The 26,039-nt window shown below is 50.9% G+C and carries 26 protein-coding genes and 4 tRNA genes; 16 read left to right on the plus strand and 14 right to left on the minus strand.

Going from position 1 to position 26,039, the window contains the following annotated elements:
- Window positions 1–35: 35 nt before the first annotated feature.
- Window positions 36–422 carry an NADH:ubiquinone oxidoreductase subunit NDUFA12 gene (locus tag PsAD46_RS16145; protein WP_057465168.1) on the plus strand — a complete coding sequence of 129 codons (387 nt, stop codon included), beginning with the start codon at window positions 36–38 and terminating at the stop codon, window positions 420–422.
- 69 nt (window positions 423–491) lie between these two features.
- Here the strand turns inward: PsAD46_RS16145 and PsAD46_RS16150 are convergent, their stop codons facing one another.
- The gene (locus PsAD46_RS16150; RefSeq protein WP_057465167.1) at window positions 492–1,151 is read right to left on the minus strand and encodes an alpha/beta hydrolase; all 660 of its coding nucleotides are present in this window, start codon (window positions 1,149–1,151) and stop codon (window positions 492–494) included.
- A 328-nt stretch (window positions 1,152–1,479) separates the two neighbouring features.
- On the opposite strand from PsAD46_RS16150, the gene PsAD46_RS16155 reads away from it, so the two are divergent.
- The 9 genes from PsAD46_RS16155 (at window position 1,480) to PsAD46_RS16195 (ending at window position 9,689) form a co-directional block, all read left to right on the plus strand.
- Entirely contained in the window at window positions 1,480–2,637 is a 1,158-nt protein-coding gene (locus PsAD46_RS16155; protein ID WP_063292037.1) for a cysteine desulfurase family protein, read from the plus strand.
- A 151-nt stretch (window positions 2,638–2,788) separates the two neighbouring features.
- Complete coding sequence (gene sufB / locus PsAD46_RS16160; protein ID WP_057465165.1) at window positions 2,789–4,261, plus strand: Fe-S cluster assembly protein SufB; 1,473 nt, start codon at window positions 2,789–2,791, stop codon at window positions 4,259–4,261.
- A 60-nt stretch (window positions 4,262–4,321) separates the two neighbouring features.
- Window positions 4,322–5,074: a Fe-S cluster assembly ATPase SufC gene (gene sufC / locus PsAD46_RS16165; protein ID WP_057465164.1), complete on the plus strand. Its 753-nt coding sequence runs from the start codon at window positions 4,322–4,324 to the stop codon at window positions 5,072–5,074.
- Window positions 5,075–5,089: 15 nt separating this feature from the next.
- Window positions 5,090–6,373 carry a Fe-S cluster assembly protein SufD gene (gene sufD / locus PsAD46_RS16170; RefSeq protein WP_063292038.1) on the plus strand — a complete coding sequence of 428 codons (1,284 nt, stop codon included), beginning with the start codon at window positions 5,090–5,092 and terminating at the stop codon, window positions 6,371–6,373.
- Window positions 6,370–7,617: a cysteine desulfurase gene (locus PsAD46_RS16175; protein ID WP_063292039.1), complete on the plus strand. Its 1,248-nt coding sequence runs from the start codon at window positions 6,370–6,372 to the stop codon at window positions 7,615–7,617. The genes sufD and PsAD46_RS16175 overlap by 4 nt, the downstream gene beginning before the upstream one ends.
- Window positions 7,618–7,622: 5 nt before the next feature.
- Window positions 7,623–8,018 carry an SUF system Fe-S cluster assembly protein gene (locus PsAD46_RS16180; RefSeq protein ID WP_063288640.1) on the plus strand — a complete coding sequence of 132 codons (396 nt, stop codon included), beginning with the start codon at window positions 7,623–7,625 and terminating at the stop codon, window positions 8,016–8,018.
- 65 nt (window positions 8,019–8,083) lie between these two features.
- Window positions 8,084–8,461 carry an iron-sulfur cluster assembly accessory protein gene (locus PsAD46_RS16185; RefSeq protein WP_057465160.1) on the plus strand — a complete coding sequence of 126 codons (378 nt, stop codon included), beginning with the start codon at window positions 8,084–8,086 and terminating at the stop codon, window positions 8,459–8,461.
- A gap of 42 nt (window positions 8,462–8,503) precedes the next feature.
- The gene (gene tenA, locus PsAD46_RS16190; RefSeq protein ID WP_063292040.1) at window positions 8,504–9,163 is read left to right on the plus strand and encodes a thiaminase II; all 660 of its coding nucleotides are present in this window, start codon (window positions 8,504–8,506) and stop codon (window positions 9,161–9,163) included.
- Between the two features lie 115 nt (window positions 9,164–9,278).
- Window positions 9,279–9,689, plus strand: coding sequence for a TfoX/Sxy family protein (locus tag PsAD46_RS16195; RefSeq protein WP_084404432.1), 411 nt, complete (start codon window positions 9,279–9,281; stop codon window positions 9,687–9,689).
- A gap of 13 nt (window positions 9,690–9,702) precedes the next feature.
- Here the strand turns inward: PsAD46_RS16195 and PsAD46_RS16200 are convergent, their stop codons facing one another.
- The 3 genes from PsAD46_RS16200 to parE form a co-directional block, all read right to left on the minus strand.
- Window positions 9,703–10,761: a GGDEF domain-containing protein gene (locus tag PsAD46_RS16200; protein ID WP_063288643.1), complete on the minus strand. Its 1,059-nt coding sequence runs from the start codon at window positions 10,759–10,761 to the stop codon at window positions 9,703–9,705.
- Window positions 10,762–10,871: 110 nt separating this feature from the next.
- Window positions 10,872–12,305 (minus strand): DEAD/DEAH box helicase, encoded by a 1,434-nt coding sequence (locus PsAD46_RS16205; protein ID WP_063304934.1) that lies wholly within the window; start codon window positions 12,303–12,305, stop codon window positions 10,872–10,874.
- A 207-nt stretch (window positions 12,306–12,512) separates the two neighbouring features.
- Complete coding sequence (parE, locus tag PsAD46_RS16210) at window positions 12,513–14,603, minus strand: DNA topoisomerase IV subunit B (RefSeq protein WP_063304935.1); 2,091 nt, start codon at window positions 14,601–14,603, stop codon at window positions 12,513–12,515.
- Window positions 14,604–15,196: 593 nt separating this feature from the next.
- On the opposite strand from parE, the gene PsAD46_RS16215 reads away from it, so the two are divergent.
- From PsAD46_RS16215 to PsAD46_RS16230, 4 genes are all read left to right on the plus strand, one after another.
- Window positions 15,197–16,093: a tetratricopeptide repeat protein gene (locus PsAD46_RS16215; protein WP_208980920.1), complete on the plus strand. Its 897-nt coding sequence runs from the start codon at window positions 15,197–15,199 to the stop codon at window positions 16,091–16,093.
- Between the two features lie 390 nt (window positions 16,094–16,483).
- Window positions 16,484–16,560 (plus strand) — tRNA-Pro (locus tag PsAD46_RS16220).
- 21 nt (window positions 16,561–16,581) lie between these two features.
- Window positions 16,582–16,658: transfer RNA gene (locus PsAD46_RS16225), tRNA-Pro, on the plus strand.
- A gap of 22 nt (window positions 16,659–16,680) precedes the next feature.
- A tRNA-Pro gene (locus tag PsAD46_RS16230) sits at window positions 16,681–16,757 on the plus strand.
- A gap of 354 nt (window positions 16,758–17,111) precedes the next feature.
- Here the strand turns inward: PsAD46_RS16230 and PsAD46_RS16235 are convergent.
- Window positions 17,112–18,602, minus strand: a complete 1,491-nt coding sequence (locus tag PsAD46_RS16235; RefSeq protein ID WP_193775952.1) for an inorganic phosphate transporter — start codon at window positions 18,600–18,602, stop codon at window positions 17,112–17,114.
- Window positions 18,603–19,188: 586 nt separating this feature from the next.
- Here PsAD46_RS16235 and PsAD46_RS16240 point away from each other — a divergent pair.
- The gene (locus PsAD46_RS16240) at window positions 19,189–19,494 is read left to right on the plus strand and encodes an ETC complex I subunit (protein ID WP_063307429.1); all 306 of its coding nucleotides are present in this window, start codon (window positions 19,189–19,191) and stop codon (window positions 19,492–19,494) included.
- Between the two features lie 79 nt (window positions 19,495–19,573).
- Window positions 19,574–19,650: transfer RNA gene (locus PsAD46_RS16245), tRNA-Arg, on the plus strand.
- A 56-nt stretch (window positions 19,651–19,706) separates the two neighbouring features.
- On the opposite strand, the gene PsAD46_RS16250 is transcribed toward PsAD46_RS16245, so the two are convergent.
- From PsAD46_RS16250 to PsAD46_RS16290, 9 genes are all read right to left on the minus strand, one after another.
- A complete protein-coding gene (locus PsAD46_RS16250) occupies window positions 19,707–20,606 on the minus strand; it encodes a tyrosine-type recombinase/integrase (protein WP_193776954.1) in 900 nt (299 codons plus the stop codon).
- Window positions 20,607–20,926: 320 nt separating this feature from the next.
- Complete coding sequence (locus tag PsAD46_RS16260) at window positions 20,927–21,238, minus strand: hypothetical protein (protein WP_063307349.1); 312 nt, start codon at window positions 21,236–21,238, stop codon at window positions 20,927–20,929.
- Complete coding sequence (locus PsAD46_RS16265) at window positions 21,235–21,630, minus strand: DUF968 domain-containing protein (RefSeq protein ID WP_063292044.1); 396 nt, start codon at window positions 21,628–21,630, stop codon at window positions 21,235–21,237. The genes PsAD46_RS16260 and PsAD46_RS16265 overlap by 4 nt, the downstream gene beginning before the upstream one ends.
- Complete coding sequence (bet, locus tag PsAD46_RS16270; protein ID WP_063307350.1) at window positions 21,630–22,730, minus strand: phage recombination protein Bet; 1,101 nt, start codon at window positions 22,728–22,730, stop codon at window positions 21,630–21,632. Before bet ends, PsAD46_RS16265 begins: the two co-directional genes overlap by 1 nt.
- Window positions 22,730–23,704 carry a PD-(D/E)XK nuclease-like domain-containing protein gene (locus tag PsAD46_RS16275; protein ID WP_063307351.1) on the minus strand — a complete coding sequence of 325 codons (975 nt, stop codon included), beginning with the start codon at window positions 23,702–23,704 and terminating at the stop codon, window positions 22,730–22,732. The genes bet and PsAD46_RS16275 overlap by 1 nt, the downstream gene beginning before the upstream one ends.
- 130 nt (window positions 23,705–23,834) lie before the next feature.
- On the minus strand, window positions 23,835–24,896 hold the full coding sequence (locus tag PsAD46_RS16280) for a hypothetical protein (RefSeq protein WP_063307352.1): 1,062 nt from the start codon (window positions 24,894–24,896) through the stop codon (window positions 23,835–23,837).
- A 1-nt stretch (window position 24,897) separates the two neighbouring features.
- On the minus strand, window positions 24,898–25,086 hold the full coding sequence (locus PsAD46_RS27930; protein WP_153040750.1) for a hypothetical protein: 189 nt from the start codon (window positions 25,084–25,086) through the stop codon (window positions 24,898–24,900).
- Between the two features lie 120 nt (window positions 25,087–25,206).
- A complete protein-coding gene (locus PsAD46_RS16285; RefSeq protein ID WP_063307353.1) occupies window positions 25,207–25,656 on the minus strand; it encodes a hypothetical protein in 450 nt (149 codons plus the stop codon).
- Complete coding sequence (locus PsAD46_RS16290; RefSeq protein WP_063307354.1) at window positions 25,653–25,952, minus strand: hypothetical protein; 300 nt, start codon at window positions 25,950–25,952, stop codon at window positions 25,653–25,655. The genes PsAD46_RS16285 and PsAD46_RS16290 overlap by 4 nt, the downstream gene beginning before the upstream one ends.
- Window positions 25,953–26,039: the final 87 nt, after the last annotated feature.

Consider the following 26,039-nt stretch of genomic DNA (forward strand, 5'->3'; position numbering starts at 1 on the left):
ATTTACAAAGCCACCGATCTGGAAAGGCCAGACACATGAAACACCTTCTGCTTACGTTCTTCACATGGTGGAACAGTGACACGTGGGGCACTCGCTTCTTCACATGGAGAAAGGGTGAGTTCGTCGGGACCGATGACTTTGGTAACAAGTATTATAAAGAGCGCGGCGGCAAGCGTCGTTGGGTGATTTATAAAAACCTTGCTGAAGCCTCCCAGATCCCTGCCGGTTGGCACGGTTGGATGCATTACCGCACAGACACTCCGCCAACAGAGAGTGGTTATGTCGCGCGTGAGTGGGAAATCGCTCACTCTCCAAACCTGACAGGCACACCAAATGCATATCGTCCAAAAGGATCCATCCTGACCCCGGAAAAACGTCCGGAAGTGACTGGAGACTACCACGCTTGGACACCTGGCGAATAAGCCAGACACGAGTTACGAAAAAAGCCCGGTCAATCGACCGGGCTTTTTTAATGCGTAAAGCATCGCTGATTAACCAGCGTCTTCTCCGATCAGGCCGAGACGGCGATCGAGATAGCCGGCACAGTTCCCAATCAGACCATCTACATGGTTTTCAAAGAAGTGGTTTGCACCTGGCATTTCCTGATGGTCGATAATGATACCCTTTTGGGTTTTCAGCTTATCAACCAGAGCCTGAACATCCTTCTGTGGAACCACTTTGTCCTGCTCACCATGAATGATCAGGCCAGAAGACGGGCAGGGGGCAAGGAAGGAGAAGTCATGCAAGTTGGCTGGTGGGGCGATAGAGATAAAGCCCTCAACTTCAGGACGACGCATCAAGAGCTGCATGCCAATCCATGCACCAAATGAGAAGCCCGCAATCCAGCAAGCACGTGCATCCGGATGGATGGTTTGTACCCAGTCCAACGCCGCAGCAGCATCTGAAAGCTCACCTTGACCATGGTCGAACTGACCCTGGGAACGACCCACGCCGCGGAAGTTGAAACGCAAAACTGCGAAGCCGCGTTTCGCAAACATGTAATAGGTCTGATAGATAATCTGGTTGTTCATCGTGCCGCCAAACTGCGGGTGCAAATGAAGAACCAGTGCAATCGGAGCATTACGTTTTTTTGCTGGATGGAAACGGCCTTCTAGCCGCCCTGCAGGGCCATTGAAGATCACCTCAGGCATATACTGCAAAATCCTCTTGTTTTAGTCGGCAGCAACTGTCTGCCGGCTTTTTGGTATACCGGATCATTGTCGATTAAACTTGACTGCGAGACGCAAGTTTATTAGAACCAGTTTAGAATTATTCTACGATGAACCTCAAGGGCTACACTGAAAATCGGCCTCTATTGGAGAAAGGTATATCCAACTCGGCGCACGCACGTTATAGACCTCAACGAACTCAAAGGGAACTCTTTACCCCTTATCGTAAGCACCGTGGAAAATATCAAGGTTTCCATTTCCATAGAGACCCAATTAGGGCACTAAAGAACCCCATTTTCTGTGTTAAACTATGACAACAAACCGCGAACTGACATATTTAGACTATAACGCCAGCGCTCCGCTGAGGGAAGAATCTCTTTTAGCTCTTCAGGAAGCCTACAAAGCAGCTGGCAATGCGTCCTCTATTCACAGTAGCGGTCGGCGCGCCCGATCCATCATCGAAGATGCAAGGCACAAAATTGCAGATCTGGTAGATGGCAACCCGGCGAATATCATTTTTACGAGTGGAGCGTCAGAGGCAAACGTCACAGCATTATCGCCCACTTGGCTAAAAAATGGCGAGCCCTATATTCTGACCCAGGTTTTTGTGAGCGCAATCGAACACCCATCCATTATAGCTGGTGGTCGGTTTGCAGCCCAAAATGTTCAAAGCATTCCCGTTGATGAAGACGGGCGCGTGGTAGTGAGTGAACTGCGCAGACTGCTTGAGAAGCTGGGAGAAGATGAAACCGCGTTGGTATCTGTTATGGCTGCCAATAGTGAGACCGGTGTTTTGCAGCCCCTGCAGGAAATCGGCGTTCTCACAGAAGATTTAGGTCATCTCTACCATGTGGATGCAGTCCAGATGGCAGGGAAAGAACCACTTTCAATGGCCATGATTGGCTGCAACTCCATGTCGATCTCCTCCCATAAAATCGGAGGTCCGCAAGGGGTTGGTGCTCTTATCCTCGGGAAAGGCGATTTTCGCCCCATTCCACTGCTGACGGGTGGCGGACAAGAATCGTGGAGAAGAGCGGGAACAGAGAATACGGCAGGCATTGCAGGATTTGCGGTTGCGGCAGCGCAATCAACTAATCCTGATGAACATGCTAGGATTTCGCGCCTGCGAGACCATATGGAAGAGAGACTGAATGAACTCTCTTCAGATGCGATTATCTTCGGTAAAGATGTCGCGCGTCTTGGCAACACGACGTGTTTCGCAGTTGAAGGGATTTCAGCTGAAACCGCACTGATCAACTTTGACTTGTTTGGTGTCGCTGTTTCATCTGGGTCTGCTTGTTCATCCGGCAAAGTAGGCGCATCCCATGTGCTTCTTGCAATGGGAGTATCGGAATCATTGGCGCGTGGCGCAATCCGGGTCAGTCTCGGTTGGGCGACAACCCATGAAGATGTTGAGCGTTTTTTAAGCGCTTGGACGAAAATTTATAAACGAATGAAGCCCACATAGAAGGGGTGAATGCCGTATATAAAAATAAACGAGGACAAACCCTCGTATAAATAGGGATGCACTGTGTTGCGACAGAGCATCTGTTAAGTAAGGGCAAACGGGTCCAATAATCGTACCCAATGCGGCTTTGAACCGCGTATGGAGACAAAGCATGGCGGCAGTCCAGGAAACAATTGATCAGGTCAAAGCAATTGATGTTGATCAGTATAAATATGGCTTCGTAACCGATATCGAAAGTGAGCTTGCTCCCAAAGGGCTCAATGAAGATATCGTTGCATACATTTCGGCTAAAAAAGACGAACCGGAATGGATGCTCAATTGGCGCTTGGAAGCGTTCCGTCGTTGGAAGACGATGGAAGAGCCAACATGGGCGCGAGTTGATTACCCGAAGATCGACTTCGAAGACCTTCATTATTATGCAGCACCTAAAAAACGTGAGGGACCCAAGTCTCTTGACGAGGTGGATCCAGAGATTCTGGAAACCTACAAGAAGCTGGGCATTCCATTGTCCGAGCAGGAAATCTTGGCAGGTGTTGCACCAGAAAACCGCGTCGCAGTTGATGCCGTTTTCGATAGTGTTTCAGTAGCAACAACCTTTAAGGAAGAACTGGCCAAGGCAGGCGTTATTTTCTGCCCGATCTCCGAAGCAATTCGTGAGCATCCAGAGCTGGTTCAAAAGTACCTCGGTTCTGTTGTTCCGGTCTCCGACAACTTCTACGCAACATTGAACTCAGCTGTGTTCTCTGATGGGTCGTTTGTGTACATTCCGCCAGGCGTACGTTGCCCAATGGAACTGTCCACCTACTTCCGTATCAACGAGCCGAACACAGGCCAGTTTGAGCGTACGCTGATCATCGCAGATAAAGGCTCTTATGTGTCTTATCTGGAAGGGTGTACTGCCCCTCAGCGCGATGAAAACCAGCTGCACGCTGCTGTGGTTGAGCTTGTTGCTCTGGAAGATGCACAGATCAAGTACTCTACCGTTCAGAACTGGTACCCAGGCGACTCTGAAGGCAAAGGCGGTATCTACAACTTCGTGACCAAGCGTGGCGACTGCCGCGAAAAGAACTCCAAAATCTCTTGGACACAGGTCGAAACCGGTTCTGCCATCACTTGGAAATACCCAAGCTGCATTCTGCGCGGAGATAACTCACAGGGTGAGTTCTACTCCATTGCGATCTCTAATGGTCATCAGCAGATCGACAGCGGCACCAAGATGATCCATCTGGGCAAAAACACAGCCAGCCGGATTATCTCCAAGGGTATCTCCGCAGGTGTCTCTCAAAACACCTATCGCGGGCAGGTTTCCGCGCATCGCAAGGCATCTAACGCACGTAACTTCACCCAGTGTGACTCGCTTCTCATTGGCGATAAGTGCGGTGCCCACACCGTCCCTTACATCGAAAGCAAGAACTCCTCAGCGGTGTTCGAGCATGAGGCAACAACCTCCAAGATCTCTGACGATCAGATGTTCTACTGTCAGGCCCGTGGCCTTGATGAGGAAGAAGCTGTCGCATTGATCGTGAATGGTTTTGTCCGGGACGTAATCCAGCAACTGCCGATGGAATTCGCAGTTGAGGCACAAAAACTGATTTCGATCAGCCTTGAAGGAAGTGTGGGCTAAAACGCGGACCACCGTGTTTGCCTCGTACCTATTGAAGAATTGAAAAGACGAGAACGATAGATGCTTGAGATCAAAAACCTGCACGCCGAAGTTGATGGCAACAAAATCCTTCGCGGCATCGACCTGACCGTTCGCCCGGGCGAAGTCCACGCGATCATGGGACCAAACGGGTCTGGTAAGTCCACCCTGTCATATGTATTGGCAGGCAAAGACGATTACGAGATCACCGAGGGCTCCATCTCCTACAATGGCGTTGACTGGGCTGAGCTTGGCGCCGATGAGCGCGCAGCTGCCGGCATGTTCCTTGCGTTCCAGTACCCGATCGAAATTCCGGGTGTTGCAACCATGACCTTCCTGAAGACTGCGTTGAATGCACAGCGCAAAGCACGCGGTGAAGATGAAATCTCCACCCCTGACTTCATGAAGCTTGTACGTGAGAAATCCAAAGAGCTGAAAGTGACGCCAGACATGCTCAAGCGTCCACTCAACGTTGGTTTCTCCGGCGGTGAAAAGAAGCGCGCTGAGATTCTGCAGATGTCTCTGCTGGAACCAACTCTGTGCGTTTTGGATGAAACAGATTCAGGTCTGGACATCGATGCACTGCGCGTTGTTTCTGAAGGCGTCAACCAGCTTCGCTCCCCTGAGCGCTCCATGATCGTGATCACGCACTACCAGCGTCTGCTGGACCACATTGTACCGGACGTCGTGCACGTTCTGTCCAAAGGTAAGATCGTGAAAACCGGTGGTAAAGAGCTTGCTCTTGAACTGGAGAAAAACGGTTACGCTGATTACGTCGGCGAAGAAGCTGCTTGAGCTGGAGGGTAACCGATGAATGCTCCGGCAAATATCAAAGAGACAAAAGCAGAGCAGAGCCTGAACGCTCAGTTCGACGCAATTTTCGCGCAAACAACGCAGGAAAACGCAAATCAACGCAAACAGGCGTGGGATGCTTTCAAAGCGAAAGGTATCCCACATCGCCGCGTTGAAGAGTGGCACTACACAGACCTGCGCACCAAAATGAACGATGCATTTGCATTGGCTTCAAAAACCGCTCCCAAAGCTGAGGCTTTGAAGGGTGCTGGTGACCTGAAGACCCATCGCATTGCCATCGTCAACGGTCGCTACGCGCCAGAACTGTCTTCAGATCAGGATGTTGCAGGCTTGAGCATCGCTCAGACCAACGGCTTCCTGGCAGCACAGCTCGGCACCGATGATGCCATGGCGCACCTCAATCAGGCTCTGGTTCAGGGCGGCATCAGCATCAAGATCGATGCAAATGCAAAGATTGAGCTGCCGATTGAAATCGTTCGTTACACCGACGGTTCCCAGGTCAGCTCCTATGCAGGCACCACGGTTGAGATCGGTTCGGGCGCAAAGGCGCTCATTATCGAGAGCTTTGAAGGCGATGCCGACGCTGCTTACCAGTCCAACGCCCTCACAGAGGTCAAGGTTGGTGATAAAGCAGATGTGCACTGGCTGAAGCTGCAGGTGGAAAGCGCAAAAGCGCAGCATATCGAGACGCTTAGCATTGAGCTGGGTGCGGAAACCAATTTCCAGCACTTCATCTACAATGAAGGCGCATCGCTCTCTCGTGCCCAGCTCTTCCTTGAGTTCAAGGGCGAGGGCACCCATGCTGGCCTGCGCGGAACATCTCTGCTCAAAGACAACCAACATGCTGATATCACACTGTTTGTGAAGCATGCCGTTCCAGGATGTGAAAGCCGCGAATACTACCGCTCTGTCGTCGACGACAAAGCCCGCGCAGTTTTCCAGGGCAAGATCATTGTGGAACAAGCTGCTCAGAAGACTGATGGTCAGATGATGATCAAAACGCTTCTGTTGAGCGATACCGCTGAAATCAATGCCAAACCTGAGCTGGAAATCTTTGCGGACGACGTTCAGTGCGCCCACGGATCCACCACCGGCGACATTGATGAAGACCTGCTGTTCTACCTCATGGCACGCGGTATTCCAGAAGCTCAGGCACGCAAAATCCTCGTTCTCGCATTCCTTTCAGAAGCTATTGAGGAATTTGAAGAGGAACAGTGTGTAGAATTGCTGGAAGCAATGACACGCAGTTGGCTTCATGCCGATGATATGGTGAGCGAATGACCAAGGTCGACAACACGGCTTTCACAGCTCCATACGACGTTGATAAGGTTCGGAAAGATTTTCCGATCCTTTCAACGGAGGTCTATGGCAAGCCGTTGGTCTACCTGGATAATGGTGCGTCAGCCCAAAAGCCGACGGCGGTGATTGATGCAATCACCAAAGCCTACACCCAGGAATATGCCAATGTGCATCGTGGCTTACACTACCTGTCGAACACAGCCACCGAAAACTTTGAGGCGGCACGCGAAACCGTGCGCCGTTTCCTGAATGCTCCAAGCGTTGACGAAATTGTTTTTACAAAGTCGACGACTGAAGCAATCAATCTGGTGTCCTATGGATTGGAAGATGACATCCAGGAAGGCGATGAGATCATCATCTCCATCATGGAACACCATTCCAACATCGTGCCTTGGAACTTCCTGCGGGAACGCAAAGGCGCTGTCATCAAATGGGCACCCATTGCGGAAGATGGTACGTTTCTGCTGGATGAGTTTGAAAAACTCCTGACAGATCGCACCAAAATCGTCGCGATGACACATATGTCCAACGTCACCGGAACTGTGGTTCCAGTGAAGGAAGTCACGCGTCTTGCACACGAACGTGGTGCAAAAGTCCTGATTGACGGCTCGCAAAGTGCAGTGCACATGCCTGTCGACGTTCAGGATATTGGCTGTGACTTCTATGCGATCACCGGGCATAAGCTCTACGGTCCAAGCGGCATCGGCGTGCTCTACGGCAAGAAAGAGATTCTCAACAAGATGCGTCCATTCCAGGGCGGTGGTGAGATGATCAAGGACGTGACCGAGTGTCTTGTCACCTATGCTGAAGCTCCGCATCGTTTCGAGGCTGGTACCCCGCCAATCGTTCAGGCTATTGGATTAGGGGCCGCCCTTGACTATATGGAGAGTCTGGGACGCGAAAATATCGCATTGCATGAAGCGTCCCTACGTGATTATGCAGAGCAGCGCTTAAAGGAAGTCAATTCCCTGAAGATCTTTGGCAATGCCAAGGATAAGGGATCGATCTTCTCCTTTGAGATTGAAGGGGTTCACGCCCACGATATCTCGATGGTGATTGACAGAGCGGGCGTTGCAGTTCGGGCCGGTACGCATTGCGCGCAACCTTTGCTGGCGCGTTACGGCGTGACCAGTACATGCCGTGCAAGTTTTGGCCTGTACAACACCCATGATGAAGTCGATCGCCTGGTAGAAGCCTTGCGTAAAGCGCAGATGATGTTTGGTTAGGACCTATGACAGACAACACACAAACAAGCGAGTTCTCTGACGGACCTTTGACAACTCCGGAAATCAACCAGAGCTCCGCAATCCCTGCGGAAGAGCTGGAGCGTTTGACCGGCGATATCATTGCTGCGATGAAAACCGTATTCGATCCGGAAATTCCGGTCGATATCTACGAGCTTGGCTTGATCTACAAGGTTGATATCGAGGACGACCGCGCTGTCAAAATCGACATGACTTTGACAGCTCCAGGCTGCCCGGTTGCTGGCGAAATGCCAATTTGGGTAGAAAACGCAGTAAGCTCTGTACCAGGCGTTGGCACCGTGCAAGTGGATATGACCTTTGATCCTCCATGGGATCCAAGCCGCATGTCTGACGAAGCTCGCGTTGCGTTGAACTTCTTCTAAGGTTCGAATAGCGCTTACAATGTATGGCACCTCGACAGTGTTGAGGTGCCCATGGAGGGTGCAAAATGGCCTCAGGATTTCAGGTACTATCGCTGACGGACGAAGCAGCTGATTATATTCGTACTTTGCTTGAAGCAAGTGATGCCGATCCACTCGGTTTGCGTGTCGCCATAAAAACTGGTGGCTGTGCGGGCATGGAATACGAACTGGATCTGGTGACAGAAGCAAAGTCGGGCGATGATGTTGTTGAAGATAAAGGCGTAAAAGTTTTTGTTGATCCAGCAGCTACGCTTTATCTGCTTGGAACGGAAATGGGTTTTGAAACGACAAAATTCCGCTCTGGTTTTACGTTCAAAAATCCAAATGAAGTCTCTGCGTGCGGCTGCGGCGAATCCGTAGAGCTGCTGCCAGCTGATCTTTCAAAGTTCGCTCAGAAAAACTAGTAGCGCTCAAGCCTGAGCAGCTACGGCAATAGGTGGGATGCCGTGTCTCTTTTTAATTCATTGAAAAACGATAATCTCGAGACGTGGCATTCCTACACCAAACATGAATTTGTCCAGGGCCTTGGCGATGGAACTCTGCCAATTGCAGCGTTTAAGAAGTACCTCGTCCAAGACTATCTCTTCCTGATTGAGTTCGCCCGCGCTTATGCGCTTGGCATGTACAAGTCCACTGACCTTGCTCAGATGCGAAAATGTCTTTCCTCCGCAAAAGGCATCCTTGAAGTAGAGATGGGCCTTCACATCCGCCTTTGCGAAAGTTGGGGGCTGTCTGAAAACGAGATTGTCGCAACTCCGGAAGAGCCAGCAAATCTTGCATACACCCGGTATGTTCTCGACACCGCAATGAAGGGCGATATGCTCGACTTGAAAGTCGCACTCGCACCTTGCGCTATTGGTTACGGTGAAATCGGTGCCGAGCTGGCAAAGCAAGATGGGGCAATAGATCCAAGCAATCCATATGCAGAATGGATCAAAGAATACTCTAGTGATGAGTATCAGGAACTCGCCGCTGATGCGGTGAAGGAAATCGATGATCTCGGCGCACTCTATGCGACTGAGGCACGCTACGCCAAATTGTCTAGAATATTTAGAGAGGCCACTAGACTTGAGGCCAATTTCTGGCAGATGGGCCTCGAGCTATAATCATTCAAAAGAACACATCACATTTCTGTGAGTGGATGAAACAAGCAATAATCTTGTCGGTCTTCGACTGAATATTGCAAGCTTTCAATATATTTATATCTTTTGGTGATTGCTTATGTCTTTATCCTCATTCTTTCTATCTGATAAACGCCCGGTATTCCTGAAGAATATCCGTTGCCGCCCCATGTTTGGTGGTCACGGATACTATACAAATGGCAAAATGTTTGCCCTTGTTCGCGAAAAGTCACTCTATCTCAAAGCGGGATCCAATAACGTGGCTGATTTTTTGCTGACTGGCCAGCTGCCTTACATTCATCAGTGTTTTGGAGAATATTTCCCGACGAACTTCTATTCGGTTCCGCTGAATATTGTCGAGGATGAAGTCCAGCTGACACGATGGATTGCGAAGGCAATTCGCCAACTTGCTCAAGCCAAGGAGAGTGCGAAAGCCTCTTCGGCCTTGGATAGCCGACAAAAAAAGACGGCAATCATACGATCTGCCGTCTCGAATACGTTTCTATTTTAAAAATTAGTGCTGCTTAAGCAACCTGTGTCACGCTGGGGATCTTCTTCTCTTCCTCAGCTTTCACGAGGTTGCGGCCTGCTTTCTTGGCAGCATAAAGCGCAAGGTCCGCACGAGACACCATGCTTTCTGCACTGTCGCCAGGCCGGAAAGTTGAAATGCCAATGGAAATAGTAATGCGACCAAGGTTCTCACCGGTAGAACGCTTCACGAGTTCTTTCGCCACAACGTTCTTACGGATCTTCTCCGCAATTACCTTGGCATCTTCAATGGTGGTTCTTGGCAGAATGATGCCAAACTCTTCACCACCATAACGACACGCAATATCGTTGTTCTTGACATTCTGCTTCACCGCCAGCGCCACAAGTCGAAGAACCTGGTCGCCGGTCTGGTGTCCGTAGTTGTCATTGAACTGCTTGAAGTGATCGATATCTGAAATCAACAAGGAGAGGGGAGCATGGCTCTCTTCTGTCTCCTTAACCGCACGCACAAGACTCTGATCGAAATGCTTGCGATTGTTCAGTGTGGTCAGTTCATCGGTGAGCGATTCATAACGGATCGCCTCCAATCCTTCCTGCAAGACGCCGATCTGACGGCGAGAATCAACCAGCTGTTCGCGAAGCTCTTGATTGCTTTCAGCAGTTTCAGTGGTCAGTTTTGCAAGATGAATGACAAGTTGGGAAAGTTGAGAACGATCACTGACGTTCTCAAGAGCACTTAATGTACGGGCCAGCTCTTCACCGTATTCGGTGGTTTTGAGTGTTCCCTTATCAAGCGCAGAAATTAATTCCCGAACTTCCTCAGAGATCTTGTCGCCAACTTCGTCAATGCGCTCACCCAAACGGTTCGGCGACAAAAAGCGATTATAGATCTTCTGAGTCTCTTCAGGAGAAATTTTGCCATCACGGGCAAGAATCTTATTGATGGTCCGGTTCAGGGCCCGGTTAAACCCGGAAGCGTAAGAATACCACAGCTCATAGTTGCGTGGAAACGCTGGAAGCTTATTCGTCTTGATGTAATCGAGCGCACTGTCTGCATAAACAATCGTACGCTTGAACTCGTCTTCTTGACTCATGATTGCATCACCGCGTCACGGAAAGGGCTACCCCATAATTAATAAGCTAATTTAACATTAGCTTATTTAATGGGATATACCTAACCAGTGGTTAACCTCAGAAAAATGGGCTATCGGCTTTGAACTTTGGAACGAGTTTCCCGCAGCAGGAAGGCCGGAACGTGGCTTGCATTACGGAAAATCGCATCATCTTTAGGTTGATTAGCGCGGCGACCGCCTCTTGGACGAGGGGGAGCAGCACGGCGCTCAGCATGCATTGGAACCACCGGTTGCTCTTCAAGGCCAGCTGGTACAGATTCGGTTTCCTGTACGGCTGCTTCCTGAACTTCAGCCTTAGGCTTGCGTGAGCGGCCTTTTTCTTTTGGAGTGCGGGTAGAACGGCGGCGAGACTTTTTGTCATCGGCAGGCTTGGAGAAATCAACCGGCTCTCCGACCCACTCGAGCTCTTTACCAATCACGTCGTTAATCGCTTGCAATGCTTTCTGGTCCTTGCCCGTCACAATGGAAATCGCAGTACCCTCACGGCCTGCACGACCGGTACGTCCAATACGGTGGACGTAATCTTCTGCATGAATAGGAAGATCAAAGTTAAAGACGTGGCTCACGGTTGGAATGTCAAGACCACGTGCAGCAACATCACTGGCCACCAGAACCTTGATGTGACCCTTTTTAAAGTTGTCCAGCATGGTCATGCGAGAGCGCTGGTCCATGTCACCGTGAAGTGCACCAACAGAAAACTCATGACGCACAAGTGAACGGAAGAGGGTAGCTACATCGCGTTTGCGGTTACAGAACACGATCGCATTCTGCAGATCTTCAGCACCTTCGATCAGCTCGCGCAATTTCGCGCGCTTCTCGTAGTCTTCCGCATCAGCCGCCGCAATGCGCTGCGTCACAGTATCCGCTGTTGTAGAAGCTTTCGCCACTTCCACCTTTGCTGGGTTCTGCAAGAACGTGTCAGTCAAACGCTGAATCTCAGTCGGCATAGTTGCTGAGAAGAACAGGGTCTGACGCGTAAACGGGATAAGCTTACAGATGCGCTCGATGTCTGGAATAAAGCCCATGTCCAGCATGCGGTCGGCTTCATCGATCACGAGGATATCAACGCCTTGCAACAGCAGCTTACCGCGCTCGAAATGATCAAGCAGGCGGCCAGGTGTTGCGATCAGAACATCAGCGCCACGCTCAAGCTTGCGGTCCTGCTCAGCAAAGGAAACACCGCCGATCAGCAGTGCGACGTTCAGCTTGTGATTGACGCCATATCGATTGAAGTTGTCTTCTACCTGCGCTGCAAGCTCACGGGTCGGCTCAAGAATAAGAGTTCTTGGCATCCGGGCGCGCGCACGGCCTTTTTCCAGAAGAGTAATCATCGGCAGCGTAAAGCTTGCCGTTTTCCCGGTTCCAGTTTGAGCAATCCCGAGGACATCTCTACGTTCGAGAACGTAAGGGATGGCGCCTGCCTGAATGGCAGTCGGTTCTGTATAGCCAGAGGCTTCTACAGCGGCGAGAACTTTCTCACTAAGTCCGAGAGTGGAAAACGACATATTTCATGTTCTTTACGATAATTGAGGAGAGAAGCTGGAAGCCGTATGAGTTACAGGTTTCTCCAACCAGTTTGGCGGAACACTACATTTCTAAGCAGCGTTGTCAATAAATTCTGCGGTATAACCGATATATTCCTTCAAGTTATGCCAAGGTTGCCGAGTTATAACCTACGCAAAACTCAGCAACTATTCAGAATTAAGTGTCTTTTAAATATCCAGATCAGTCGCGAACTCTGCTCGTTCCTGAATAAAGTTGAAGCGCGCCTCAGGTTTATTGCCCATCAGCTGCTCAACCGCATTGCGGGTTTCACTCACTTCATCCTCGCCAACAACCACTTTAAGCAGCGTCCGACGCTTCGGATCCATGGTGGTTTCCTTCAGCTGAGCAGGCAACATCTCACCAAGGCCCTTAAAGCGGCCAATTTCGATCTTGCCATTTTTCTTGAAGCTGGTTTTCAAAAGCTGCTCACGATGTTCGTCATCCCGGGCATAAAGCGTCTTACCACCCTGACTGATCCGGTACAGCGGAGGAACAGCAAGGTAGAGGTGACCGTTATTGACTAGATCCGGCATCTCTTTATAGAAGAATGTGATGAGAAGGGCTGCGATATGCGCCCCATCAACGTCCGCATCAGTCATGATGACAATGCGCTCATAGCGCAGATCTTTGTCATCGTAGTTAGATCGCGTCCCACACCCAAGTGCCTGAATGAGATCTGACAGCAATTGGTTTGCGACCAGCTTGTCCCGGCCAGCGTTCGCAACGTTCAGGATCTTACCACGCAATGGCAAAACGGCTTGTGTTGCACGATTACGAGCCTGTTTCGCTGAACCACCCGCGGAATCACCCTCCACGATAAACAGTTCAGTGCCATCAGATTTGCTTGTAGAGCAATCTGCGAGCTTGCCGGGCAGACGAAGGCGACGAACTGCAGTTTTACGCGCGACGTCCTTCTCCTGGCGACGCTTCAAGCGCTCTTCAGCACGATCAACCACCCACTCAAGCAGTTTGTTTGCCTGATTAGGAGAAGCGGTCAGCCAGTGGTCAAACGCATCGCGGACAGCATTTTCAGCGATGCGAGTTGCTTCATTTGTGGCCAGCTTGTCTTTTGTCTGACCAACAAACTCGGGCTCGCGCACGAACACGGAAAGCATACCAGCTGCTGACGTTAAAACGTCGTCACCCGTAATAATGGAAGCCTTCTTGTTGCCAATCAGCTCGCCATACGCCTTCAGACCGCGGAGCAGGGCATAGCGCAGGCCCGTTTCATGCGTCCCACCTTCTGGTGTTGGAACAGTGTTACAATAAGAGTTGACGAACCCGTCGCCAGCAAACCAGGCAACAGCCCATTCAACTGAGCCATGCTTACCTGTCGCCTGTGTGCGGCCTGCAAAAACTTCGTCAGTAACACGGCGCTCTTTACCAAGAGCCTCTTCCAGGTAATCCTTCAGGCCGCCAGGGAAATGGAAAGTCGCAGTCTCAGGCACTCCATTGGCTTCATCAGCAAGAGCCTTGGCACAGCGCCAACGAATCTCCACACCGCCAAACAGGTAGGCCTTAGAACGCGCCATCTTCATCAAACGGGCAGGTTTAAACTTGAGCGTCTTGCCGAATATTTCCGCATCCGGCTTAAACCGCACCATGGTGCCACGGCGGTTGTGAACATCACCAACCAGCTCAAGGCCGCCATCAGCAAGGCCACGACGGAACGTCTGGCGATACAGCTTGCGGTTACGCGCAACCTCAACAACCAGCTCCTCAGAAAGCGCGTTGACAACGGAAATCCCCACACCATGCAGACCACCAGAGGTCTCATAGACTTTACTGTCAAACTTACCGCCGGCATGCAGGGTCGTCATAATGACTTCCAGCGCGGACTTGTCTTTATATTTAGGATGCGGATCAATCGGGATACCGCGGCCATTATCAGTAATGGTCAGGTAGCCATCATCGCCCAGAGAGACATCAATCCAGCTGGCGTGGCCTGCAACGGCCTCATCCATGGAGTTGTCAATCACTTCAGCGAACAGGTGGTGCAGCGCCTTTTCATCCGTGCCGCCAATATACATTCCCGGGCGGCGACGCACAGGCTCCAGACCTTCAAGCACTTCAATGTCAGCTGCTGTGTAATCACCCTCAGCGCCGATAGGAGCGGCCTTGCCTGCGGATGATGGCTTTGCAGGTGAGGACGGTGCGCTTGCGGCTGGTGCTTGTTTCTTCTCAGTGCTGCCAGAAGAGGATGTCAGCTCATCCATGCTTTTGGTAACATCTGCAAACAGATCATCAGGCGTGCTCATCGTACCTCTTTGGTCTTGCGCTTAAATAGTCTCGAATCAAACGGCAGTCTTGCAGGACTGAGAGAAAAGGGCAAAGATCTGCCGGAGTTCTACTCTTGTTCCTTGTGGGTAAGCGCCAGACATACGCCTTTTCGCTTACCTGAATGTGCCGAACCCCACCAAAAGCGGGCATCTGATGCCATATGCGCCATTCGCGGCGAAAATACAAATAGCATTTGTGATTGCCCCAAGGCCTGTGATCAAAACTTTACACCGGACATACACACGGCAGTTACGTCATCTGCTGCAGATTGTTGCGAGCATGCAACAGCATTTTGCGCTGACCCGAATGGTGGAAACTGACACTGGTTCATGAATGGCAAATTGGATAGTTTGCCTTGTCCATGTTTGAGAGATGGTCGAACTGTGTAGGATTTTTGTCAATCAGATAGAAAGCTAGGCATTTGTAAGATCATTTGTGACAATTTGAAGGTATGTCACCTTTGGAAACAAAATTGACATTTTTTCCTTTCATAGCCTGATCACACAGCGACGGTATGAAAAGATAAGAAGTCAGAACCACTGACAAGTAGGCAGTGGTCAAGTGAGGCACTTTGATAAAAGCTCTGTTTAAAGATGAAATGGGAACGCACCACAATGCGTTGACGCGTCTTGTAACAAGCTTGAGCTTCGCCTCGGTTCTTACTCTTCTCGCACTCAACAGTGCACATGCTCTGGATACCAACAAAAGTGCAAGTGCAATGGCTGCCGTCAATCAGATGGCAAATGTCACACCTCAGCAAGCCTTGAGGGAAGGGGCCCGCGCTTACTATTCCGGTGAAAAAGACAAGGCACTCTCTCCACTTCGCTACGCTGCTGAAAACGGACAGGCTATGGCAGCCTGGAAGCTCGGCAGGATGTACGCGCAAGGAGACGGTGTGCCAGAAGATGATCTTCAGGCGTTCCAGTATTTTTCCCAGGTCGTGCGCGAATATTCTTCCGATGGCCCCAAAGCACGCTCAGCCCCATTTGTCGCAAGCGCTCTTGTTGAACTGGGCCGCTACTTCCTGACAGGTATTGGCGACAGCCCGGTTAAACAGAACACGCACAAAGCACGTGAGGTGTTCACCTACGCTGCCTCCTACTTTGGCGATGCGGATGCGCAGTACAATCTCGGCATCATGTATCTCAACGATAAGCTGCCAGATTATGACCGCCGATTGGCTGCACGTTGGTTGAAGCTCGCAGCCGTAAAAGGCCATGTCGGAGCGCAGGCCAAATTTGGTGAACTGCTGTACTTTACAGAAGAACTGACAACCGCACGCATGACAGGCCTCAAATGGATGACCCTGGCACGCCGGCAAGTGGTTGGCGGTGATAATGATGCATGGATCGTCTCTCTCCACGAGAAGGCATTTTCTCTCGCCTCAGAAAAAGAGCGTCGCAATTCTGCTGAATGGGCAGATGCATGGCTGGTTAAGCGCGGCCACGTGATTGCTTCAAGCAACTAATCCACTCTCTTCTGATTTTCTTTTAAAATATGACTTGACCACTCAGGTTATTTCTGCGATTTAAAACATGAGTTCAATATTCAAGTTTTGTTATTGACCTCTGTTTGGCGATTGTAGACCCCGATTGCGGGTCTCTGGAATGTACTTGGGGTGAGCCTTTTGCGCTCACCCTCTTTTTTTGCCTGCATGTCGCAGAAAAGCTAAAATTTTCACAGTCTTCACGCACATTGTTTAAGCCTCTGAAATTTCAGTCTTTTCAACAGCAGGATGCAGTTTTTGAAATTTTCTCGCATGATTTGGGAAAAACTATAAAACACGCTTGCCAAGCTTTAAAACTCTGCCTATATACCTGCCTCAACAAGACGCCGCGGGGCGTCACGTTGATGAGATCGGAGCATAGCGCAGCCTGGTAGCGCATCTGGTTTGGGACCAGAGGGTCGCAGGTTCGAATCCTGCTGCTCCGACCATTCATCAACACGAAGATAGATCGGAGCATAGCGCAGCCTGGTAGCGCATCTGGTTTGGGACCAGAGGGTCGCAGGTTCGAATCCTGCTGCTCCGACCATCTATCGACCCGAAGATTAGTTCGGAGCATAGCGCAGCCTGGTAGCGCATCTGGTTTGGGACCAGAGGGTCGCAGGTTCGAATCCTGCTGCTCCGACCATCTTCCCTTCTTCTTCCCCTAAATTTCATAATTTAAGTAGTCAGCATCGCAGCCTTTTATGCTTTTGTGCCCTCAAATCTGCACAAAGTAGCGCTCCATTTGCATCTACTGTCGCACGTCTCATTCAGCAGCACCGCTCTTTGATTAAAACGAGCAAGGAAGGTTGCTGACAGCGCTCCTCATTCAATCTCGACATAGGCCACCCTAAGTGCAAGCTAGCGCTCTACGACCCCTTTAAAATGCTCTACTGAGACGCTGCAATCCTCACCATAAAACTACAGCCAATGCGCACATAGAAAAAGCCCGAAGGCGAGGGCCTCCGGGCTTCTTAAATCGTACAACTGTGAAACCTGCTTAGAACACGAAGAGATCCAGCACGTAGAACAGAGCGGCTGACAGGATTGCGGCCAAGGGAACCGTAATTACCCAAGCCGCAATGATGGTCATGAAGTGCGAGCGACGCACCAGCATGCGGCGCTTTTCGTCTTCTTTCACAGTGTTTTGCTTATAGCTTTCCATGCCGGTGCTTTCTTTCACGAAAGCAATACGACGCTTGGACTTCATTGTGTACCACTCACGGAAGAAGCCAACGCCGAAGATTGCGCCAACGGCAATGTGAGTAGAGCTCACCGGTAGTCCCAGCCAGCTCGCGAAGATCACTGTGATCGCAGCAGAAAGGGAGACGCAGTAAGCGCGCATCGGGTTCAGCTTAGTAATCTTCTCTCCGACCATACGGATCAGCTTAGGACCAAACAGCATCAGACCGAAAGAAATACCAAACGCACCGATCAGCATAACCCAGAGAGGAATTGTCACAGCTTTCGCAATGCCACCTTCCTGAACGGTGTGCACGATCGCAGCAAGAGGACCAATCGCATTCGCAACATCGTTCGCACCGTGGGCGAAGGAAAGAAGCGCTGCGGAGAAAATCAAAGGCCAGCGGAACAGGATACGCAGGGACTGGTTCCGGTTTTCCATACCTTCAGACTGCTTGCGGATTAACGGACGACAAATAGCCAGTGCAGCAACAAAGGCAATTGCGCCAAGCAGCAGAGCGACCTCAATGTCGATCTTTACGATCTTCTTCAGGCCCTTCATTGCCAGATAAGTAGCAAACGCAGCGGCCATAATCGCGATCAACAGCGGCACCCAGCGACGGGCAGCAGCAATCTTGTCTTGTTGGTAGATAATAAAGGATTTGATGAAGGCCAGGAACAGGGCCGCAATAATACCGCCAAGAACCGGGGAGATGACCCAGCTTGCTGCAATGCCCGACATGGTCCCCCAGCTGACAGAGCCAAAGCCAGCAGCAGCAATACCGCCGCCCATCACGCCACCAACGATAGAGTGGGTGGTGGAGACGGGAGCGCCGATCCATGTTGCAAGGTTCAGCCAGACAGCCGCAGAGATCAGCGCCGCGAGCATCAGCTTCACAAAGTCTGTGTAATCTGTCACTTGCGTTGCGTCGATAATGCCCTTGGAGACCGTCTTCACGACGTCACCACCGGCAATCAAAGCGCCAGCGCTCTCAAAAATGGCAGCAAGCAGCAAGGCGCCGCCAATGGTAAGAGCTTTAGAGCCAACAGATGGGCCCACATTGTTGGCTACATCATTTGCACCGATATTGATCGCCAGATAGGCACCAATACCTGCAGCAGCAACAATAATAATAGCGTTTGGATGGTCAGAGACATAAAAACCAGCCATCGCCATAGCGAACATTAGAAAAACAAATGCGACCGCAGGAGCAACCAATGGACGTGCCATTGCGTTGCCGGCCAGCTCTAGCCTGGAAAACTTATCTAAGTCTTTGTCTAGAGTAGGCTTTTTTCTAAGGTTAGACATGCTGTATACTTTTTTCGCCGCGTCTTCTTCGCGTAGTTTCTCATGCACCTGGCAGCAGGCATAACACCTGACTACAATTTTGCACCCACCCTTCATCACAGGACAAAGGCAGGCGAGCGCACATCATTGAATGTGGCAGTGTTGCCCTCAAATGAGCGGGCACCAGAAAAGCACTCGAGGAACTTTGTGTATTAAAGCTACCTTCAAGCGCTTTTATTTCCAGTGAACGCTCAGTTCGCGCGCAAACTAGTTTTGTCTCCGGTATATTTCAAGTTAAAATTACCTATAAACTTTGGAGAAGTAACTAGTCACAGAAATATCACGAAAGCTTCGCAATTTCTTAATTAAAAATCGCCCAACGTCAAGTCCGGTAATACTGGAAATAAAACCGCAATTATTGCACCGGTTAGCGCAATTATTGCACTTAAGGCCGCAATGAGTGCATCTATAGCTATTTACTAAGAGAAATCGGTATAGCTTGACCAAGTGCATTGACACCAATGGCATAATTGGAGAAGAAACAGGAAAACTGGTATATCGCGTTGGAGAGTGTGTTTCCGAATCCAATGCGAAAAAGAGAGGTTACATGGTAGCTCGCATTTACAATCCAGCCAAAACTGCAATGCAGTCCGGAACAGCCAAAACCAACAACTGGGTGCTGGAGTTCGATCCACAGTCCCCAAAAACCATTGATCCGCTGATGGGCTATACGTCATCAGGTGATATGAAGCAGCAGGTAAAGCTGAAGTTCCCGACCAAGGAAGAAGCGGTTGCCTACGCAACACGCAACAATGTTGCATACCGTGTTGATGAAGAGAGCAAACGCAAGCACCGCCGCGCATCCTATTCAGATAATTTCCGTTTTGACAGATTATCTCCGTGGACACATTAAGTTTCAGCATTGAGATTATTCTCTAACGGCCTTATGAAACATCCCACGCAACGGGCGATCCACTCGCCCTTGCAAAAGCGGTCCCTTAGCTCAGCTGGATAGAGCACCGGCCTTCTAAGCCGACGGTCGCAGGTTCGAATCCTGCAGGGATCGCCACTCTTTTCTAACATCCTGATATTGCTTAGAAAATTACCTCAAAAACCCCTAACAAGTTAGGTGTTAGGGGTTCGTTGCAATGTTTTGATGGCTTCCTCTGCCATTTTTTTGCGATTGGCTTTGCGCGTATAGAGCGACGGCATATCATCTGTCGTCCAGCCAAAGATCGCTTTTAGTTGAGAATCGGTAGCTCCGTTTTCTGCAGCAAGTGTTGCAGCGGCTTTTCTCATTCCATGAGCACGACCGGGTACTCCAGCTGCAACGCAGCACTCCCTAAACCAATTCCCGAACGATTCCTTCGTGTATGGCGTCTGGTCTTCTTTGCCGATGTAGCTGACACCATGTGGTGTTGCGTCAATCGCCTCCTGAAGGGGCGCCAAGATCGGCAGATGTATTTCCACTTCTCCTTTTTCCGTTGAGAAGCTTATTACCCCGTCCTTGACATGGGCAGGACCTACTCTGCAAACATCCCCGCGTCGAAGCCCGGTAAAAGCCAGCACTTCAAGTGCAAGGCGTTCGCGTGTCCCAAGCGGCCAGCGGTTCCTGTACTGCTCAACTTCCTCAGGCGTCCACGTGTGATGGCCGTCTGATTTATTTCTTAGGCGCGGTACGTCGCGGGTAGGGTTCTTGGTGATGGGTATGTTCTTGTCGCTGATCGCCCACTTGTACATTGCTGACATGTGCTTCAGAAAGTTATTCGCCGCCCCAGGCGTGCTTGCACGCTTATCTCTCCCACCTTGGATCGTTGAAGCATCAATCGCCTCAAGTGGATGATGTCCGCTTTCTTTTGCGATGTTGTTTAGGAAGCTTGTCTTTACGGCTTGAGTGCTCTCCTTCAAGGAGGAGAACTCGGGGCTAGAGAGATACTGGTCGATCAGCCAACCAAGGGTGTTCTCTTCGCGTTTCTTCTTCGGAGGAGCATCGGCGCCATTGAGAGCGGCTGTATAGGCTTCCATGAACTCCTCTGAGCCATACTCGCCGGGGAGGCGGCTTCTAGGGCCTTTCCCGCGCCTGAAGTACCAAAAGACCTTCCCACGCCCAACCTCCCGCAGAATGTACGGGAGGCGCTTTCTCTTCTGTCTCATATTGAGCTAACCTTGGGTGGTTCCTTGTTGTCGTTGTCGCTAGTGGCCACTTCGGAACTTAGGCGTATTGTTCCATCTGCTTTGATTTCGACGCTGCGGACGGAAAGGCCACCTTTTTCAGCCCCTTTTATAGCTCTGGCGATATCATTCTGCTTGAATGGTGATTTAGTCCTCAAAGCATCAGTCCTCCGCTATGCTGCCTCCACCAAGTCAGCAGGGTTCTTGTTGAGCTGTTTTTTCGCCCAAGCACGATCCTGCTTTTTGTTTTCACCTACCGCATGGCAGTACTTACGAGCAGACCAAGCTGCTGTGTTGTAGAGGTCTGCAAGCTCGTCAAACATCGCCCTGTCGTAGTTGGTTGCTGCGACCGCGTGAGCCATGCCCTCAGGCTTTCCGAAGGCATCTCCGTCAATCTTATGAAGCGTGCAGAAGGCAGCTAGCTCTTGGTTTGCTAAGCAGGCTTTATCCCAGAGGGCCTGCAGTTTTTCTTCAGTGTGTTTCATGCGGCTTTCCTCACTCTTGCTACGGTCAAGATGCGCTTTGCTGCTTCTTCATCGCCTGAGATCGCGTAGAGATCTCTTGCGACAGCGAGCGGGTCGATGCCTTGTGCTCGCCAGAACTCATGCTCATTTTGGCCGTGCTGCTCGTCATGCTTTTTCCTGATCATGGGAACGACCCAGCAATCATCAGGCTTAGTGGCTTTGCCTGTCCGCGGCTTTTTGTAGAGTGGGTCGCCATAGCGAACGTGACAGGGGTCAACGCCATACCGGCCTGTGATGAGGCAGGGGAGCTTGCGGACAAAGGCCAGGTGGCCTTCATCCTTTTTGCGCGCGTGTTCCTTCCCTGAAGGGTCGAGGGAGAAAGCAGTGTTGGGGCGGCGTAAACGGAAGCCCATCACTTACCCCCGTCAAGCTGGGCGCAGCGAACCGTCACAGCTGCCTGACAAAGCTCACTGAAGGATTGCTCCCCAATTGCGCGAATGCTCTTCTGGTGGCCTGTGAGGGCGTTCTTTGCTGCTTTGGGATTGCCAACCTTGGCAAGATCTTCCATCAAAAGCTTGAGTATGGCTTTGGAGTCTTCATCCAGAGACTTGCGGGCTTCAGGGTCTAGTTGTGACCAGATCGCAGTTGCGCCTTGAGAGAGTGGATTGTCGCTAATCCCTTGTTCCTGCTGGCGCGTACCTTCCATTTCTTCATTATCTTCCTGTGACCGGCCCAAATCTGAATACTGCGGCGCTTTACCAGTCTGTCGCTGAGCTTCTCCCCCTTCAGTTTGTTGCTGATGTGCATCTGCAATGTACTCCGCTTGGGTTTCATCAGTAGCGGCGAGGATTTCGCCCTCTATTGTTTCAGCTGCAACGTTGTAGCCTTCCTGAGGGCCTGCTAGAGGGCTAGCACGTCGCACCTCTAATCGTTGCGCAAGTCCGCTCGATTTGCGCTCAGGGGCATCGAAAGCACGCTCTACCTCATCCGCCTCATAGATCCCTGAGAAGCCGAATGCATAGCGCGCTGCTTGGATCATTGCTTTGTGGCGCAGCATACGCCGCGGCCATTGCCTCCAAGGGTCTGTGCCGCGCTTGCACTCCTCCATGTATTCGGTCGCTGAGATAGCGCGTGTTCGGTCCTTGCGGAACATCCGGCATGTGATCGCAATGACTGCGCCGTTGTCGTCCAGCTCGTCTTGAAACTCCATGCCGTCGAACTGCGGATTGGAGTTGATGAGGTTGGCCCACCCATCGACGGAGACAATCGGAGCAACACCGCCACCCTTTGCAGGGAAAGCATAAATCTCCTTGGTAAGTGGGTTCAGATTGTACTCATGGGCAACGACCAGAAAGGCTGCGAATTCTTCTTGAGAAGGGGGTTCTTTGTTCTTCTCAGGTTTCATGATTGTGTTGCGAAGCGTTTGCTCGAATGCTTGCGGTTCCATGCCATAGCGCTCGGCCATAGATGTTGTGATGCTGTTTTGTCTGGTAGGTGCGAGTTGCTTAGACATTACGCGGCCTCCGTTCTTTGGGTGTCGTTTGCAGCGAGAAGTTCATCAACGCGCGTCTCGTGCCATTTTGGTGGGGTCCAAACCTTTGCTTCAAAGGTTTCAGCAGGCCATTGGCCGGAGCGCAGGCAGCTAGCGAAGACTTCAAGCCCCTTACGCAATTGTTGATGGCCGCGTGACAGCTGGTCTGGCGTTAGCGACACCACTCGAACCGGCCATGGGCGCTTGGTTTGCACAAAGACAAAATCAAACGCCTCAAGGCTTGTTCCGAAAAGTGTTTGCAGCCCTAGGTCGACCAGAGCGCCTTGAATGTCGTAGCCGAACTCTGCAATGGCGGTGTCGGTCCGTCGAATGTCTTTTGTCGTTTTGAGGTCCGAAGCTTGGTTCCAACCAAATGGGAGTAGGTCAGGGCGGGATTTTAGCCAAATGCCGGTTGAGGGGTCCTGCCAGAACATCGACCGCTCAATGGCACCATCAAGCGCGCCAAGGCGTACTTCATCGTTGTTCTTGATGCCGGAGTTCGGGCAGCAGTCCTGCCAAGGATGAACTCCCGCCATGCCTTGAACGTTGTACCAGTCCATGGGCTTCAGGATGCGTCTTCCTGCCTTTTCTTGCTCCGCAATCCATCCCTTGCAGACATGCGCGTTACCATTCCAAGGCTTTTCTTCCCCGGTCTTCGCATCGTCATAGGTTTCTGGCTGAACAGCGAACTGATCTTTGAATTTACCCTCGCCAAGAAACAAGGTGTGGGCACATTGCCCGACGCGATAGGACTGTTTGTCCTCTGACACTTCGCGCTGCGGATTGAGCGAGCTTTCTGACCAGTATTCGGCAGGGCTCAACTTGAGCATGGTCCGTAAACCACTGGAGCTGACTGATGGGCCTATGCAAATGTCAGAATGGTAGGCTTCGATTGGGAGCCCAGCATAAAGACCGGGTTCACAAATTTTGAAGGTATCCCAATGTATTTTGTCCATAAGATTACCCTGCTAAGTGTGTGATAAAGCGATCAATGGTTGGGATGGATGCGAGGAAGATCAGGTAGATCGCACCCCACTTGAAGAGGGCAGACACAGCTGCCCAAAACCCAAAGTTTTCCATGGTGCCTCAGTATTTGATTGAAACGTGGGGAACGGAGCCTGCCGCGATGGCCTGAACTATTTTGCTGGCGCGTTCGTCACCAATTTTACCAGCAGCCATGATTGCTTTTTGGGCTTCCTGATTAAGCGCCTCGCGATGTTTTAGGTTAGCCGCACGAGCTTCTTCGGCCTGGCGTTTTGCCTCTTCGTCCGCTTTGCGCTTGGCAGCTGCTTCTTCCTGTTGCTTAAGCAGCTGCTCTCGCTCGCGCTTGGCATTTTCTTCAGCTTCGCGTTTAGCATCCTCAGCTGCCTTCGTTGCTGCCTCAGCTTTTTCCCGTTCGATGCGTTCTGCTTCGGCTTTCTCACGCTCAGCGGTTAGGCGCTGCTCTTCTTCTTCGCGACGCATAGCATCTTCGACTTCACGTTTTTCACGCTCTTCAACAGCTAGCTGTTCTTGCTCAGCTTTTTCGGCTTCAAGCTGTTGAAGTTTGAGTGCTTGTTCTTCGTTGTGCCGTGCTTGTTGCAAATGAGTGTTGAGGCTTTGAAGAATGGCAGCTTTCTTCGAGGCTGCATTTTCTGCAAACTCCTGCAAGGCAGCTTCTGAAACATCGACAGCTGCAATCTTATCGATACGCTGCTGAATGCTTTCAGGGCTTTCGTTGAACCCGACATAGCCGCTCTGGATCATGTCTTCGATAATGGCGCGGTGGGAGGCAATACGTGCTTCTTCCTGTTCCTCCCAATCTGTGAGAGGCTTTCTACGGGCATCACGTTGCTCGTCCAGATACTCACGCATAGCCTTGCGGCGGGTATCAACCGCATTGGCTTTCTCTTTGATTACGGCAACTCGCTCTTTACCAGCGGCATCAACCGCAGTCTTTAAAGTGGAGCACTGCCGGGAAAAAGAGATAATCTCTTTGCGGGATTTGTCCTTTGACAGATCGTAATTGAAGCTATCGTTCTCAGCTTCGACAGCCTGCTTAAGGCGCTCCAACGTTACTGTTTCGTCTTCAAAGTAAAGCTCTGGGTTTGCCCGCAACGTGGCAAGATCAAGCGGCTTGCATTCTTTGGTTTCGGTCACTGCATTCATGTCAGGCTGCTTCCTTCTGTTCAAAGCTGTCAGCTTTTGCCTGCCAGTGCTTGGCGAGGCGCTCATACTGCCGAGCGAAACTCAAAGAGCCGGTACTCCCGGTTTGCTCATGAATTTCTTGATGAGTGAGGCACATATCGCGGTACTTCTGAGCCCACCGCAGACAGTCCCCATGGGTCATGGTTTCCAAGGCACTTCCTCCTTTCACAAAGCAAAGTTGTGGCGTTCTGCGGAGCGATAAGCGCCGCAGTTGGAAGGTGATTGGTTGTGAGTGAGTTCGCCCTTTAAGGGCTAAAATCAGCTGCGGCTGTTACGCAGCCGCAGCAAAGTTGCTGTCCAGATAGGCTCGCAGATCGATGACCGACACCGCCTTGTCAAACTCCCGGAGAGGTCTGTAGTCATCAAGCTCAGGATCATGCACCAGCAAGGAGCCGTCCTGCTTTGCCCATTCGCGTAGGGTTTCAATGTGCTCTTGAAGCGCTTCCATGATTGCAAATGCCATCTCAGAAAGGCCAGAGTCCTTCAGATCTAGTTCAATGTAACGGCGTCCCTTACGGTCAATCCGTCGATGGCTGGCAGGGAACAGGGAGTAATCGAGATCCGAGATCTCGAAGCAAGGCAGGAAGATACGCGCTTCAAGCTCTTGGTCTTCATAGATCTTGTCGAACTCAGCTAGGATCAAAAGCTCGCCGAACTTTGCACGGTTGGTAGAGCAGGCCGACATGGCGACAAGCTCAAAGGGGAACACATAGTGTTTCATGCTGCCATCCTCATTTCACTGTTGTAGGCGTCCCAAAACTGTTCGGAGATGTGCTCACAGCCGTAAACAACTGCGGAAAGCATGAGCCACAAAATGCGCTCTTCACCTTCGCTCTTGGCATCAAGGCGCTTCTCACGGTCAGAGCCAGCTTCCTCAACTCTGATCTCCTGAATAACGAAGCCTTCACCGTCATCATCAAGCGCGCAATTGATCTTCGCTTCAATCACCTGCTCTGCATAAAGAAAGCCGTTGGAGGTCAGATCCAAGGTCGCCTGAATGTCCGTTTCGAAGTCCATCAAGAATCTCGTTCAGTGAGTGGTTCAATTCATTTGATGTTGTGAATAATACAAAATGGATTTACATTGTCAAATACAAAATGTATT

The organism is Pseudovibrio sp. Ad46 (genome assembly GCF_001623065.1).
In the GTDB taxonomy this organism is placed as follows: domain Bacteria; phylum Pseudomonadota; class Alphaproteobacteria; order Rhizobiales; family Stappiaceae; genus Pseudovibrio.

What these genes read in the sequence shown, in the direction of transcription:
- PsAD46_RS16200 (WP_063288643.1), bottom strand. Translation starts at nt 10,761, where the DNA reads ATGAGTCAAGAAGACGAGTTCAAGCGTACGATTGTTTATGCAGACAGT.
- PsAD46_RS16240 (WP_063307429.1), top strand. Translation starts at nt 19,189, where the DNA reads ATGGTAGCTCGCATTTACAATCCAGCCAAAACTGCAATGCAGTCCGGA.
- PsAD46_RS16185 (WP_057465160.1), top strand. Translation starts at nt 8,084, where the DNA reads ATGGCCTCAGGATTTCAGGTACTATCGCTGACGGACGAAGCAGCTGAT.
- PsAD46_RS16175 (WP_063292039.1), top strand. Translation starts at nt 6,370, where the DNA reads ATGACCAAGGTCGACAACACGGCTTTCACAGCTCCATACGACGTTGAT.
- PsAD46_RS16205 (WP_063304934.1), bottom strand. Translation starts at nt 12,305, where the DNA reads ATGTCGTTTTCCACTCTCGGACTTAGTGAGAAAGTTCTCGCCGCTGTA.
- PsAD46_RS16150 (WP_057465167.1), bottom strand. Translation starts at nt 1,151, where the DNA reads ATGCCTGAGGTGATCTTCAATGGCCCTGCAGGGCGGCTAGAAGGCCGT.
- bet (WP_063307350.1), bottom strand. Translation starts at nt 22,730, where the DNA reads ATGTCTAAGCAACTCGCACCTACCAGACAAAACAGCATCACAACATCT.
- PsAD46_RS16290 (WP_063307354.1), bottom strand. Translation starts at nt 25,952, where the DNA reads ATGGACTTCGAAACGGACATTCAGGCGACCTTGGATCTGACCTCCAAC.
- sufB (WP_057465165.1), top strand. Translation starts at nt 2,789, where the DNA reads ATGGCGGCAGTCCAGGAAACAATTGATCAGGTCAAAGCAATTGATGTT.
- PsAD46_RS16180 (WP_063288640.1), top strand. Translation starts at nt 7,623, where the DNA reads ATGACAGACAACACACAAACAAGCGAGTTCTCTGACGGACCTTTGACA.
- sufC (WP_057465164.1), top strand. Translation starts at nt 4,322, where the DNA reads ATGCTTGAGATCAAAAACCTGCACGCCGAAGTTGATGGCAACAAAATC.
- PsAD46_RS16195 (WP_084404432.1), top strand. Translation starts at nt 9,279, where the DNA reads ATGTCTTTATCCTCATTCTTTCTATCTGATAAACGCCCGGTATTCCTG.
- PsAD46_RS16145 (WP_057465168.1), top strand. Translation starts at nt 36, where the DNA reads ATGAAACACCTTCTGCTTACGTTCTTCACATGGTGGAACAGTGACACG.
- PsAD46_RS16250 (WP_193776954.1), bottom strand. Translation starts at nt 20,606, where the DNA reads ATGGAAGCCTATACAGCCGCTCTCAATGGCGCCGATGCTCCTCCGAAG.
- PsAD46_RS16285 (WP_063307353.1), bottom strand. Translation starts at nt 25,656, where the DNA reads ATGAAACACTATGTGTTCCCCTTTGAGCTTGTCGCCATGTCGGCCTGC.
- parE (WP_063304935.1), bottom strand. Translation starts at nt 14,603, where the DNA reads ATGAGCACGCCTGATGATCTGTTTGCAGATGTTACCAAAAGCATGGAT.
- PsAD46_RS16155 (WP_063292037.1), top strand. Translation starts at nt 1,480, where the DNA reads ATGACAACAAACCGCGAACTGACATATTTAGACTATAACGCCAGCGCT.
- PsAD46_RS16235 (WP_193775952.1), bottom strand. Translation starts at nt 18,602, where the DNA reads ATGTCTAACCTTAGAAAAAAGCCTACTCTAGACAAAGACTTAGATAAG.
- sufD (WP_063292038.1), top strand. Translation starts at nt 5,090, where the DNA reads ATGAATGCTCCGGCAAATATCAAAGAGACAAAAGCAGAGCAGAGCCTG.
- PsAD46_RS16280 (WP_063307352.1), bottom strand. Translation starts at nt 24,896, where the DNA reads ATGAATGCAGTGACCGAAACCAAAGAATGCAAGCCGCTTGATCTTGCC.
- PsAD46_RS16265 (WP_063292044.1), bottom strand. Translation starts at nt 21,630, where the DNA reads ATGGGCTTCCGTTTACGCCGCCCCAACACTGCTTTCTCCCTCGACCCT.
- PsAD46_RS16260 (WP_063307349.1), bottom strand. Translation starts at nt 21,238, where the DNA reads ATGAAACACACTGAAGAAAAACTGCAGGCCCTCTGGGATAAAGCCTGC.
- PsAD46_RS16275 (WP_063307351.1), bottom strand. Translation starts at nt 23,704, where the DNA reads ATGGACAAAATACATTGGGATACCTTCAAAATTTGTGAACCCGGTCTT.